This window comes from Erwinia aeris, assembly GCF_041224955.1.
Lineage (GTDB): Bacteria > Pseudomonadota > Gammaproteobacteria > Enterobacterales > Enterobacteriaceae > Erwinia > Erwinia aeris.
The window spans coordinates 12,375-25,972 of the sequence record NZ_JBGFFX010000010.1 but is presented as its reverse complement, the minus strand read 5'-3'; the positions used below and the strand labels follow the sequence as shown (position 1 = coordinate 25,972).

Sequence of the window (13,598 nt, the reverse complement as noted above, 5' to 3'; positions counted from 1 at the left end):
TACGATCAGAAATCAACGGATGCGGAAACCACGATTTCACGCGGCGCGCCTTCGCTAACACGCAGGTTGCCGCCGCTGGATCCGTAATACGCTTTATCAAACAGGTTGTTGACGTTGATCTTCAGCTGAGTATGTTTGCCCACCAGCTTGCTGTCCCAGGCGGCGAAAGCGTCCGCCACCGTATAGTCCGGCATCGTGAAGCTGTTTTCCGGGTCGCCCGCGCGGGAACCGACGTAGCGCCCGCCGCCGCCGACGCGCACCTCGCCCGGTAGCCAGGAGAAACGTATGGCGTGCGTCAGGTAGAGACTGCCGCTGTTGGTTGGTGCGTTGACCAGCCGATTGCCCTCGTTAGCCGGATTAACGTCATCCTCAACGATTTCCGTTTTATCGTGGCTATAGGTGGCTATCAGGTTCCAGTCCGGCGCCAGCTCACCGTTGATCTCCACCTCCGCGCCGGTAGAGCGCGCCTCAGGAATGTTGCGCGTACTGCCGTTGATTAACACCGACATATCCTTCTCGTCAATGCGATACAGCGCCAGCGTGGCGGACACAGCGGGCAACATTTGCCACTTTGCGCCCACTTCATAAGTCGTGCCTTTTTCCGTCGAGGCGACGTTGCCGTCGTCATCGGTTTGCGTTGAAGGGGTAAACGATTTGCTGTAGCTGCCGTAGAGTGAAAGATCGGGCCGCGCCTTATACACCAGCCCCGCCTGCGGCAGAAAAGCATCGCCGCGATCGTTGAGCGTGCTCTGCGGATCGGCCCAGCCGCTGCTGGCGGTTTGGGTGTAGCGCTGATAGCGGGCGCCCGCTACCGCTATCCATTTATCGGTCAGATGGATACTGTCTTTGGCAAACAGCGAACGGCTGTAAAGGTTGGTGCGCAGATTGCTCTGCGCATCGGCCACCGTGCTGGCGTTGATCGGCGGCTCTTCGCCATAGATCGGATCGTACATGTTGAAGGTTTTTGACACCTTGCCGCGATAGGACCAGGCCTTGTAGGTTTCATTCTGCTCGTAGTCAACGCCCAGCATAATATCGTGCTGCATGCCCCAAATCTGCGGGCTGCCGCCTATGTCCCAGGCAAGATAAGTGGTCTGGTGATTGAAGCCGCGGTTCGCGTCCGCGCGGCGAGAGACAATGCCGGTGGCGGCGTTGACCGCCGTAGCGCGGACTTCGTTACTGTCGTAGCGACGCTGCATCCAGGCGTAGTTGAGATGGGTTTCCCAGGTTTCATCCAGGCTGTAGGCGTAGCTGATATTCAGGCGCTTGTTTTTCCCCCAGGCGTGGTTGGCACTGTCGTCCAGACGCTGGTTATAGGGGATATTTACCGGTTTTTTATTGATAAACGCGGTGCCGCGATCGACCGGAATATCAAACTTATATTCGGTATAGCTGATGTTGAAAGCGGCTTTTTCGCCATACCAGCTCAGCGATGGCGACAGCAGCGTATGTTCATTAGCGCCAAAATTACGCCAGTAATCCTCGCGCTGGCGCTCGGCAATCAGGCGAAAGGCAAAGCCGTCGCCCAGCGGCCCGGTGATGTCCACGCTGCCCGCGCCGCCGCCGACGCTGGTGGTTTCGCCGGCAAGATGCGTGTGCCATTCATACTGCGGCTTTTTGCTGACCAGGTTGATAATGCCGCCAGGATTCTGAATGCCGTACAGCAGCGAGGCCGAGCCTTTCAGCACTTCCACATGATCGATGGTGCTGTCCATCGACAGCCCCTGGTTGCTGCGTACGCCGTCGATAAAGATCGAGCCGTCGGAGTTGCTGCCGAAGCCGCGCTTGACGAAGCCGTCCTCAATCGCGCCCAGCGTATTGCCCTGGCTGACGCCGCTGACGAACTTCATGGCGTCGTTCACGCTTTTCACCTGGTAATCTTTTATCACCTGCGGCGTAACCACGCTGACGGACTGCGGCGTTTCATTTCGCGGCAGCGGCATTTTGCTGGCCGCGCTCGCGGTATCCTGGCTGTAGCTGCCTGGCTCGCCGGTGCCGTCGGCGGTTACGGTCAGCGTCGGCTCTTTTGCGGTGCCCGCTGCCAGCGCGGCCGTGCTGAACAGTAAGCCAGGTAACAGCAGGGGAATTTTCCCGGTAAAATGCCCAACGGCAAAAGGAAGAGCGAAAGGTGTTTTCATCAATAAGCGCGCAGGTAGAGTTATAATTGCTGCGGATGATAATAATTTTCATTACCGTTAGCAATTTCAAAAAGCCGTCTGGCGCAACAAAAAAGGGCCCGCAGGCCCTTTCAGCAACCGCTGAAGCGGTCAGAACTTGTAACGTATCCCCATGTTGCCGGTATAGCCTTCCGTACCCGGCCCAAAGCTGTGGGCATATTTTACCTGAGCATACACGCTGAAGTGCGGATTGAGCTGGCTGCTGACACCGGCGCCCGCCTGCCAGTAGCCACGACGTACGTCCGGCCGCATCGTTTCGTTATTCATATCAACGCCCGGCGTGTGGCCCAGAAACTGCACCACGTCTGCCTGTAGGTAAGGCTTCAGCACGGGATTATCGTAATAGAACCGCAGACCTTCGCGCAGCCGGGCGACCATCAGGTTCTGATCCTTCAGCTTAACGCCGCTGGAATAGGTCTGGCTGATGTTCATGTACTGGCCCATCGCCTGTAGCTGGGGTTCCAGCCTGAACCGGTCGCCTAAAGTCAGCGGGATACCGGTTTCCACCGAGGCGACGACGCCGTAGCTGTCCATTTTGGCGCGGGTCAGGCTGGAGAACTCGTTGCTGTAGCGCGTAAGCTGCACAACGTTATCCAGATAAGCGCCGCTGTCGTTCCATGCCGTCAGATAGCCGCCGATGCCGTAAGCGTTGGTGGTCACTTTACCCACGTCAACGGACAGTTCCGACCTCAGGCTGCGCGCGGTGTCTTTGTTGTTACTGCGCTGATGGCCAAGCGTCATCATCGGGCCAGCCGTCAGATGCCAGCCGTCGGCAAACTGACGCGTGACGACATCGCCGCCCAGCTGGACGAAAGTGGTATTCACGTTGAAAGCAAAGCGTCCGGCTGCATACCTGTCGTGACGGCCTGAGACTCGCGCCCAGGCCGTGCCGCCCTGGTAAGCGCCCAGGCGTTCGTGCCAGGTGCCGATGGTGTCAAATCCGTAGGTCGAATTCAGATAAGGCGCGATAAGGTAACCTGCTGTTTCCGGGCGGTAAGCAATAACTTCCGGCTCTGGCGCCGCCGCGTCATTACCTGTTTCGTCGCTCTTATCCGTATCCGGCTCAACAACCTCATCCGTATCCGGCACATCAGGAATAATGGGATCCTCATCGATCTCTGCGGCGTCATCCGGTGGCGGAACGGGCGTCAGCGAAGATTGCAGGTACCAGTCCTTGTCACCGATTTTATTCAGGAAGTACTGATAATTACCGGCCACCACGGCGTTTTTCTGATTAAAGGTCGCGGCATCAGCATCGCCTTCCACGCGCACCAGCAGAATACCGCTGTGGGTCAGCGCGCCCGTGCCGCCTTTGTTGTTGACGCTGACATCATAGCTGCCCGAAGCGTTGCCGTTTACCAGCAGCCTGTCGCTGGGTGAATCGTCGCCGCCCAATTGGGTATTAAACGCAAACGAACCGGAGCCGGCCAGATCGCCTTTCACGGCGAGCGAGCTGAAGCCCGAAGCGTTGTTGAACACCACCGAGCCGCCGTCCATCGTCAGCGTGTTCAGGTTGGAATCGGCCGTTACCAGCCAGCTGCTGGCGCTGTTGAGGATTAGCTGATTAACGTTTTGCGTCGCCCCGCTCAGCGTGGAGCCGTCGTTCAGCGTCAGGTTAACGAGGCTATCGTCGCTGACGATAACATCGCCCAGCAGCTGCGAGGCGCCGTTCGCCGTCACGTTCACCGTCGAAAGAAAAACCTCGCCTTTGTCATTAACGTTTGCGCCAGCGCTGAGCGCCGTACCGTTGCCGCCATAAACAAGGCTACCGTTGCTGAGCGTCAGATCCAGCGCGGAGCCTTTAACCAGCACGCCGCTTCCCGCTTCGCTACGCAGCGTTGTGTTATTCAGCGTGACTGCGCTGCTCAGGGTATCGGAATAGATGTTCGCGTACAGCCCGGCCGCCTGCGGTCCTTTTGATGCTGTAGCCGTTCCCGTATTGGCGATGGTGCTGTCGGTCATTTCTATATTGCCAAGGTTGGCAATTAAACCAAACGCGTTGTTCCCGGAAGCGGTAACGGCGACGTTAGCGGCGGTAACGGTTGCCGCACTTCCGGCATAGATGCCCCCGGTGCCTTCGCCGGTAGTGACAATCTCGCCGCCGGTGATAGTAACCACGCTGCTGGCGGTAGCGGCAACGCCATGCGCCTCTTTACCGCTGGTGGTAATGGCTGGATTGACCAGTGTTGCGGTGCTGTTTGTCATAGCCAGGATGCCATAAGCACTGTCGCCAGAAGTATTTATTTGCGTGTCGTGCAACGTTAATTTGCCGGAGCGGGTAAGATAGGTGCCAACTGAAAACTCGCCGGCCGTAGTGATAGCGCTATTAGTCAGCGTCAATACGCCAGCGTCAGAGGCGACTGCGCCATACGCCTGGGCGTTACTTGTCGTTATGTTGCTGTTGTTAAGGTCTATTATGGCTCCCTGGGCAGCCCTCACGCCGTAGCCCTGTTCGCCAGAGGTATTAACCGTTATCCCGTCGCCCGTGACGTTTCCTGCATAGGAATAGCTTACCGTGGCATAAAGACCGTAGCTCCCACTACCTGAGGTAAGTAGCGTAGCGTCAGTCAGATTAACTTTGCCACCCGCCATAATCCCATGGGAACTGCCGCCGTGGGTGAGGATATTAACGCCGGTGGCGTCCAGTATAGTGCTGCTGAGCGGCATATAAATGCCGTGGGACTTGACCTTAGAGGTTTGAAACGTGCCGCCGTTAATGGTAGCGCTATCGCCCTGCCCGCTTATTTCAAGGGCGTTATGCGCATGATTGTTATCATTCACTGTTGTCGTGATATCAACGTTATTTAGGGTTGCATGACCGCCCAATGTACGGATGCCGACATAGGCCGCATTGATAGTGCTGTCGTTTAAGATCAACGTGCTGTTTGTACCGTTGCCGATCTCAATAGCCGAAAAGTATTCAGAAGCGGTATCGATAGTGATATTGGTGCCGGTAACATGGCCTCTGCGCGCAAAAATAGCCTGAATGGCTTTGTCACCGGTCAGCGTGAAATGGATATTATTTAGCGTGGCGTTGCCATACACGCCTTCATGTGCATAGACTTCAATGCCGGCAACAGGACTAGTAATAGTTAGTCCATCAGCTTTCAGCACCCCGCCCGATACTTCGATAGCGCCGTCAATTGTGTTAGTCGTAAGCGTAGAATTAATAATAGTAACATCACTGTTTTTGGCCCGGATCCCGCGGCTTTGACTGCCCAGTGTAGCGATCGTGCTGTCGGTGATGGTCAGCGTGCCAGAATCAGCATAGATCGCCGTGGAGTTTTCTTCGCTGGTTGATAACGTCACGCCATTCAGATTCAGGCTGCCCTGTTCGGTTACCCTGGCCCCTCTCGTCCCGGCGTGCGAAGTAGTAAAAGTCAGGCCGCTGTCGGTAGTAAGCTGGCTGCCCGCACCCGATACCACCAGCGGGACATCGTTTTGTTCCACAGAGGAATAATCGGCAGTAACCTGTAGCGTGGATCCATCGGTGACGACCCACGGCGAAGCCGCCGCAGCGTAAAGTGGTAAAGACAGCATAATACCGGGGATAAAAGGCCTTAATATCATAGCCATAATGCTTCCTTTCGTTAATATCCATAATAACTATAAATACATCTACCGTATCTGAGGGAGGGCGCTGTCTGCCGGAGAGGGTTTATATAAAAAGGCTGAAAGTAAAAATGGAAATATAGCAATGCTTCCTGCGCCATAATGCCAGCAGATCCGGTCATCCATGGGGTTATATTAGTTGATCCTATTAACAGCAAGAAGGCTTTTTTTTAAAAAATATTTTATATAATCAGAAGTGTTACTCAATACTGCAACAGGAAACAATGGAAATTAACCTAAAAAGGCATGCTTGTTATGGAGTGAAAACTCCAGTAAGCATCTTAATGACGGACTTAATATAGCCGCGTGAGCGGCAACGTTATTTTATTTATGGTATCGCAGACCAGGCCTGTTTAAGGCATGCCTTTCCCGAAAAAATTACATTACCTGATAACACAGTGTTGTTATTTAAAAGAAGACAGCAGGAAAGTAAAAAGGGAAATAGCCAGTCCTGCTGTTTTACATTTTTTAAAATTTATCACCCTTTTTCCAGGCGGTAAGCGTGATATTAAGCCGAATAAAGGGGCTGCCAGCCGCGCGCCGCTATCCCTCTGGCCGACTATGTCCGTTAATCAGGCTGCGCTGCTTATGGCAACAGCCGCCCGGCCTGAGTAACAGAGACTGGCCGGGAGGTCATTTACAACGCCTGCGCGCATGCCCAGGCGGAACTCCAGGCCCACTGGAAATTGTAGCCGCCAAGCCAGCCGGTAACATCCACCACTTCCCCAATAAAATAGAGGCCCGGCACGTCCCGCGCCTCCATCGTTTTTGACGAGAGCGCGTCGGTATCGACGCCGCCCAGCGTCACTTCGGCAGTGCGGTAACCTTCCGTACCGTTGGGCTGCACGCGCCAGCCGTGCAGCGTTTCTGCCAGCTCTGCCTGCTGTCGGCCGTTCAGCTGTTTCAGGGTACATTCCGGCACCATGCCCAATAGCTGCAGGCATTCCACCAGCCGGCGAGGCAGTACTTTAGCCAATGTATTTTTCAGGCTTTGATTCGGATGGATTTCGCGCTCTTCGCTGAGTAAAGCATTGAGATCGCTTTCCGGCGAGAGGTTGATGGTGACGAATTCGCCAGGCTGCCAGTAGCTGGAAAGCTGTAGCACCGCCGGGCCGGAAAGCCCGCGATGGGTAAACAGCAGCGCCTCTTTGAACACGGTGCCGTCTTCCGCCGTCATTACGGCAGGCACGGCGACGCCGGAAAGCGTTTGCAGCTGCTCAAGCAGCGGTTTGTGTAGCGTAAACGGAACCAGTCCCGCCCGCGTGGGAAATACCTTCAGGCCGAACTGTTCGGCAATTTTATAGCCGAAAGGCGAAGCGCCCAGGCCGGGCATGGAAAGCCCGCCGGAAGCGATAACCAGCCTGTCGGCCTGCACTACGCTGCCGTTCAGCTCCAGCGTATAGCCGTTGTCGCGCGTGACCTTCAGCACTTCGCTGCGCAGCCGCAGCGTCACCTGGCCGGTTTCACACTCTTTCAACAACAGATCCACGATTTGCTGAGCGGAGTCGTCACAAAAGAGCTGGCCCAGCGTTTTTTCATGCCACTGAATGCCGTGCCGATTAACCAGGTCGATAAAATCCCACTGCGTATAACGCGCCAGCGCAGATTTACAAAAATGGGGATTATGCGACAGATAGGCCGCAGGCTCGGTATAAAGGTTGGTGAAATTACAGCGGCCGCCGCCCGACATCAGGATTTTGCGTCCCGCTTTTTTGCCGTTATCCAGCACCAGCACGCGCTTGCCTCGCTGCCCTGCCTGGGCGGCGCAAAACAGGCCAGCCGCACCCGCACCGATAATGATAACGTCAAATTTTTCCACACTGCTCTCCGGCCTGCTGCTTAAAAAACGCTGATTGTAATGACAAGGCGCGCTTCCCGCCAGCGTCACAAAAGCGTCATGCGCGACCGCGTTTATAACTGAATGATTTTCATACGCTTCAGGGCCGCTATTTACTCCGCCTGACGCATTAATGTCAAAAAAAGTCTATATTTCACTTTCCCCAGGCGCGGTTTCTCGCTGATAATGCGCCGCGTTCATGTCCTCCAAAATGGCGTAACGCTTATGCTACATCTGTTTGCTGGTCTTGATTACCATACCGGCCTGTTACTCGTCCTTGCCCTGCTCTTTGTTTTGTTCTACGAAGCCATTAACGGCTTTCACGACACGGCAAACGCGGTGGCTACCGTTATCTATACCCGAGCAATGCGATCGCAACTGGCGGTGGTCATGGCCGGCGTATTTAACTTCTTTGGCGTACTGCTGGGCGGGCTAAGCGTTGCTTATGCCATCGTTCATCTGCTACCCACCGATCTGCTGCTTAACGTCGGGTCGGCTCACGGTCTGGCCATGGTCTTTTCCATGCTGCTGGCCGCTATCATCTGGAATCTCGGCACCTGGTATTTCGGCCTGCCTGCTTCCAGCTCCCATACCCTCATCGGGGCCATTATCGGCATTGGCCTGACCAACGCACTGCTGACCGGCACGTCGGTCGTTGATGCGCTGAACATCCCAAAAATGATCGGCATTTTCCTGTCGCTGGTTATCTCTCCGATTGTCGGCCTGGTGCTGGCTGGCGGCATGGTGTTTATTCTGCGCCGCTGCTGGAGCGGCAATAAAAAGCGCCGCCGTATTCATATGACGCCTGCGGAACGCGAAAAGATCGACGGCAAGAAAAAGCCGCCGTTCTGGACCCGTATCGCCCTGATCGTCTCGGCTATCGGCGTGAGTTACTCTCACGGCGCTAACGACGGTCAGAAAGGCATTGGCCTGATTATGCTGGTGCTGATTGGCGTGGCGCCTGCGGGCTTTGTCGTCAATATGAACGCCTCCGGCTATGACATCACGCGCACGCGCGATGCGGTCAATCATCTGGAGCAGTATTACCGGCAGCACGGCGATTCGCTGACGCAGATGGTGCAGATGGCGCCGCCTGCGCTGCCGACGCCGGAAGAGAATCCGGGTAGCCCGAAAGAGTTTCACTGCGATGTTTCGCGCGTGATGCCTGCTATCGAGCGCACCCAGAGCCTGCTGAATAACCTGCAAAGCTACGACGCGTTAAACGTCGAGCAGCGTGGCCAGCTGCGTCGCCTGTTGATGTGTATCTCGGATACCGCCGATAAAACGGCCAAGCTGAAAAGCGTTTCTGCTGAAGATCAGCGTTTCCTCGGCAAGCTGAAAGGCGACATGCTGAATACCGTGGAATACGCACCGGTCTGGATCATTATCGCCGTTGCCCTGGCGCTGTCGCTGGGCACCATGGTGGGCTGGCGCCGCGTCGCCACCACTATCGGCGAGAAGATCGGTAAGAAAGGCATGACCTACGCTCAGGGGATGTCCGCACAGATGACTGCGGCGGTTTCTATCGGTGTGGCCAGCTACACCGGGATGCCTGTTTCAACGACCCACGTGCTCTCCTCTTCCGTTGCCGGCACCATGCTGGTAGACGGCGGCGGCGTGCAGGGCCGCACGATTAAAAACATTCTGCTGGCCTGGGTCTTTACCCTGCCGGTATCCATCGTGCTGTCGGGTAGCCTTTACTGGCTGGCGCTGAAGCTGGTGCCGTAATCCAGCGAAAAGTAAGCTCAGGGCGGGGAAATTTCCCCGCCTTTTTTTATGCCTCAATGCCAGATAAGCAGGCCGATCAGGCTGATAAAAACCAGTCCGCACAGCGCGCTGGTCAGCAGAAACTGGCCGCGTACCCGTTCACAGCGGCGAATAAATTCTTCGTCGTGATGGTCGCGGTAGCGCTGCATCCAGATATAGCGTACCAGCCGCACCTGTTTGCCGGGCTGGCCGTGAGAGGTAAAAAAGCCCGCGCCGTCAACGTACTGATAAAGCAAAGGATCGCAGCCGCGAAGCACCACCAGCAGCGCGCGCAGGGAAGAAAAGTAACGCGCCATATTTACCAGACAAACCACGCAAAGAGCCCAAAAAAGTGCAATCGTGCTAATCATGCTCCCCTCCACGACGATACTCTGCCAGCCGCCGTCATGATGCTTAAACAGAGTGTAGCCAACCCCAGGACCGGGCTATGGTAACGGCAACGTTGCCGTCCAGCGTTTTTATTCTCTTCTTCAGTTTAGGAGATGGAAGGAAATTTTTTCCAGCATGCGCGAGTCTGGAGATAAAAAGAGGCGCAGATTCATTTTGATCCCGCTCGCAAAGGTGAGGCGCTGACCGGGATTTGTTAACATTTTTCGCTATACTGTAAAGATAAAAAACGCGTCGCGACAGGCGCGGGGAACCCTGCCACATCGCATTAATTCAATGTGTTATGATGCCAGACTGCCTGCATGTATGCAGCCGCACCGAATGGAAGGAGTAGCATTATGTCTTACAAACACATTCTGATTGCCGTGGATCTTTCACCAGAAAGTAAACTGCTGGTGGCAAAAGCGGTATCTATGGCCCGCCCTTACGACGCCAAAGTGTCGCTGATCCACGTTGACGTTAATTACTCCGATCTCTATACCGGCCTGATCGACGTAAACCTGGGCGATATGCAAAAAAGGATTTCCGAAGAAACCCACTCCGCGCTTTCCGATATTTCAAACAGCGCTGGCTACCCGATTTCCGAAACCCTTAGCGGCAGCGGCGATTTGGGTCAGGTACTGGTGGACGCCATCAAACGTTACGATGTGGATCTGGTGGTTTGCGGCCATCATCAGGATTTCTGGAGCAAGCTGATGTCCTCGGCCCGCCAGCTGATTAATACCGTGCATATCGATATGCTGATTGTGCCGCTGCGCGATGAAGAAGAGGATTAAGGTTTCTTTATCGTGCGATAAGCCGCTTCCGCTGGTTCAGGGGAAGCGGCTTTTTACTGCCTGCTACTGCCCGGTGTTCAGCGGCGGATAGATATCAAAACGGTGGCTTTTGGTGACCACGGCGGACTGCGTGGCGACGCCTGCCAGCGGCGGCGCATAGTCGGGCCGCTTGACCACCACGCGTTTTTTCGCCAGCCGTCGCGCCGGTTCCAGTAGCCCGTCGGCATCGTCATCCGCGCCTACCAGCGTCTGAAACACGCGCATCTCTTTCTTCACCAGCGCGCTTTTTTGCCGGTGCGGATACATGGGATCGAGATAAACCACGTCCGGCTTTTCGCCGATCGCTGCCAGCGCCTCCAGGCTGGAAGCGTGCACCAGCGTCAGGCGCTCCCGTAACCAGCCGCCGATTTCCGCGTTGCGGTAGCCGCGCTGCAGGCCGTCGTCCAGCAGTGCAGCGACCACGGGATGCCTTTCCAGCATCTGCACGCGGCAGCCCAGCGAGGCGAGGACAAAGGCGTCTCGTCCCAGTCCCGCCGTGGCGTCAGTCACCACCGGCAGATAGCTGCCCTTGACGCCGACCGCTTTCGCGACGGCTTCGCCGCGCCCGCCGCCAAAGCGACGCCGATGCGCCATCGCGCCGTCGACAAAGTCCACAAAAATGCCGCCCAGCTTCGGCTCATCGCGTTTGCGCAGCTCCAGACGGGCGTCGGTCATCACCAGCGCCATCGGCGCGTCTTCGTCGTGCTCTAACTGCCAGCGTGCGGCCAAAACAGATAAGGCGCCGTCTCCGGCGCCCGTTTCGTCAATCAGGCAGATCTTCACTCAGCAGGTTCCTGAATGCCGTAGTGCGCCAGCATCGCGTCCAGCTGCGGCTCGCGGCCACGGAAGCGTTTGAACAGCGCCATCGGCTCTTCGGAACCCCCGCGCGTCAGGATATTGTCCAGGAAAGACTGGCCCGTTTCGCGGTTGAAAATGCCCTCTTCTTCAAATCGCGAATAGGCATCCGCCGCCAGCACGTCCGCCCACAGATAGCTGTAGTAACCCGCCGCGTAGCCGCCAGCGAAAATATGGCTGAAGGCGTGCGGGAAGCGGCCCCATGACGGGGCTGGCACCACGGCCACCAGCTTTTTAATCTCTTTCAGCATCTCCAGGATCTGCGCGCCCTTCGCCGGATCGAACTCGGCGTGCAGGCGGAAGTCGAACAGGCCGAACTCCAGCTGGCGCAGGATAAACAGCGCGGCCTGGTAGTTTTTCGCCGCCAGCATTTTGTCCAGCAGCGCCTGAGGCAGCGGCTCGCCGGTTTCATAGTGGCCGGAAATAAAGGCCAGCGCCTCCGGCTCCCAGCACCAGTTTTCCATAAACTGGCTTGGCAGCTCTACCGCATCCCACGGCACGCCGCTGATACCGGAAACCCCCGGGGTGTCGATACGGGTCAGCATGTGGTGCAGGCCGTGACCAAACTCGTGGAACAGCGTGGTGACTTCATCATGGGTAAAGAGCGCCGGCTTGCCGTTCAGCGGGCGGTTGAAGTTACAGGTCAGATAGGCGACCGGTTTTTGCAGGCTGCCGTCGGCACGACGCATCTGGCCGACGCAATCGTCCATCCACGCGCCGCCGCGTTTGTTTTCACGCGCGTAAAGATCCAGATAGAAGCTGCCGCGCAGCTCGCCACTCTCGTCGAACAAATCGAAGAAGCGCACGTCAGGGTGGTAAACATCCACATCTTTACGCTCTTTAGCGGTAATGCCGTAGATACGCTTAACGACTTCGAACAGGCCGTTGACGGCGCGCTCTTCCGGGAAGTAAGGACGCAGCTGCTCGTCGCTGATGGCGTACAGGTGCTGCTTCTGTTTTTCACCGTAGTAGGTCAGATCCCACGGGTTCAGCTCGTCGATCCCGTGCTCTTTTTTCGCGAAGGCGCGCAGCTGCTCCAGCTCTTTTTCCGCCTGCGGACGGGCGCGCTTCGCCAGATCGGTCAGGAAGTCGGTGACCTGCGCCGGGTTCTCGGCCATTTTGGTCGCAAGGGATTTTTCGGCATAGGAAGAGAAGCCCAGCAGCTGCGCCAGCTCATGACGCAGCGCCAGCGTTTCCGCCATCACTTCGCTGTTATCCCACTTCCCGGCGTTCGGCCCCTGATCGGAGGCGCGGGTGGAGTAGGCGCGATACATCTCTTCGCGCAGCGCCTGGTTGTCGCAGTAGGTCATAACCGGCAGATAGCTTGGAATATCCAGCGTCAGCAGCCAGCCTTCCTGCTCTTTGGCTTCCGCCTGCGCTTTGGCCGCGGCCAGCGCGCTTTCCGGCATTCCGGCCAGCTCGCTTTCGTCGGTAATCAGCTTGCTCCAGCCCATTGTGGCGTCGAGCACGTTGTTGCTGTAGGTCGAACCAAGCTCGGACAGGCGAGCGGCGATTTCACCGTAGCGCTTCTGCTTCTCTTTCGACAGGCCGATGCCGGACAGTTCGAAATCGCGCAGCGCGTTATCTACCGCTTTTTTCTGCGGCGCGCTCAGCGCGTCAAAGCTGTTTTCTTTCAGGTTGCGGTAAGCCTGATACAGGCCTTCATGCTGACCCACCCAGGTGCTGTATTCCGACAGCAGCGGCAGCGTTTGCTCATAGGCCTGACGCAGCTCCGGGCTGTTTTTGACCGAGTTCAGATGGCTGACCGGCGAGAACAGGCGGCTCAGGCGATCGTCGGCTTCTGACAGCGGCTGCACCAGGTTATCCCAGGTATAAGGCGCGCCCTGGGCGACAGCCTTTTCCACCGCCGCACGGCACTCTTCCAGCGCGGTCGTTACGGCTGGCACCACGTGTTCTGGCTTAATAGCGGAAAAAGGCGGAAGCGTAAAAGAAGTCAGCAACGGATTGGTCATAGCGCAGTCCTTGTTATCGATGTATGGGGCGCGTTGCCGCGCGCGATTAAGCTAACATGAGGTTAAGTGTAGCGAAAATCAATGGGGCACCGGCGGGCTTAAAAAAGGCAATTGCCTGCAAAGCGCAGCGGGAGCATACTTTTTCCGCAATTTATTCTGTTGACTCACAGGGAGC

At 56.6% G+C, this 13,598-nt stretch carries 9 protein-coding genes; 3 read left to right on the top strand and 6 right to left on the bottom strand.

The features are described 5' to 3' along the window. Positions 1–5: 5 nt before the first annotated feature. Positions 6–2,138: a TonB-dependent siderophore receptor gene (locus AB6T85_RS16020; RefSeq protein WP_369896123.1), complete on the bottom strand. Its 2,133-nt coding sequence runs from the start codon at positions 2,136–2,138 to the stop codon at positions 6–8. A 129-nt stretch (positions 2,139–2,267) separates the two neighbouring features. Then, positions 2,268–5,753, bottom strand: coding sequence for an autotransporter outer membrane beta-barrel domain-containing protein (locus AB6T85_RS16015; RefSeq protein WP_369896122.1), 3,486 nt, complete (start codon positions 5,751–5,753; stop codon positions 2,268–2,270). Positions 5,754–6,149: 396 nt separating this feature from the next. Between AB6T85_RS16015 and AB6T85_RS16010 the strand changes: the two genes are divergently transcribed. Then, on the top strand, positions 6,150–6,404 hold the full coding sequence (locus AB6T85_RS16010; RefSeq protein WP_369896120.1) for a hypothetical protein: 255 nt from the start codon (positions 6,150–6,152) through the stop codon (positions 6,402–6,404). Positions 6,405–6,426: 22 nt separating this feature from the next. On the opposite strand, the gene AB6T85_RS16005 is transcribed toward AB6T85_RS16010, so the two are convergent. Continuing rightward, positions 6,427–7,608: a BaiN/RdsA family NAD(P)/FAD-dependent oxidoreductase gene (locus AB6T85_RS16005; protein WP_253457354.1), complete on the bottom strand. Its 1,182-nt coding sequence runs from the start codon at positions 7,606–7,608 to the stop codon at positions 6,427–6,429. 243 nt (positions 7,609–7,851) lie between these two features. Here AB6T85_RS16005 and pitA point away from each other — a divergent pair, with 243 nt between their 5' ends. Next, positions 7,852–9,354, top strand: a complete 1,503-nt coding sequence (gene pitA / locus AB6T85_RS16000; RefSeq protein WP_253457351.1) for an inorganic phosphate transporter PitA — start codon at positions 7,852–7,854, stop codon at positions 9,352–9,354. Positions 9,355–9,407: 53 nt separating this feature from the next. On the opposite strand, the gene uspB is transcribed toward pitA, so the two are convergent. Then, complete coding sequence (gene uspB, locus AB6T85_RS15995; protein ID WP_125289981.1) at positions 9,408–9,743, bottom strand: universal stress protein UspB; 336 nt, start codon at positions 9,741–9,743, stop codon at positions 9,408–9,410. 375 nt (positions 9,744–10,118) lie between these two features. Between uspB and uspA the strand changes: the two genes are divergently transcribed. Continuing rightward, a complete protein-coding gene (gene uspA, locus AB6T85_RS15990) occupies positions 10,119–10,556 on the top strand; it encodes a universal stress protein UspA (protein WP_125289982.1) in 438 nt (145 codons plus the stop codon). A gap of 63 nt (positions 10,557–10,619) precedes the next feature. Here uspA and rsmJ read toward each other — a convergent pair whose 3' ends face one another. Together rsmJ and prlC are read right to left on the bottom strand one after the other, a co-directional pair. Then, on the bottom strand, positions 10,620–11,378 hold the full coding sequence (rsmJ, locus tag AB6T85_RS15985; protein WP_253457348.1) for a 16S rRNA (guanine(1516)-N(2))-methyltransferase RsmJ: 759 nt from the start codon (positions 11,376–11,378) through the stop codon (positions 10,620–10,622). Next, positions 11,375–13,423: an oligopeptidase A gene (gene prlC / locus AB6T85_RS15980; RefSeq protein ID WP_301253344.1), complete on the bottom strand. Its 2,049-nt coding sequence runs from the start codon at positions 13,421–13,423 to the stop codon at positions 11,375–11,377. The genes rsmJ and prlC overlap by 4 nt, the downstream gene beginning before the upstream one ends. Positions 13,424–13,598: the final 175 nt, after the last annotated feature.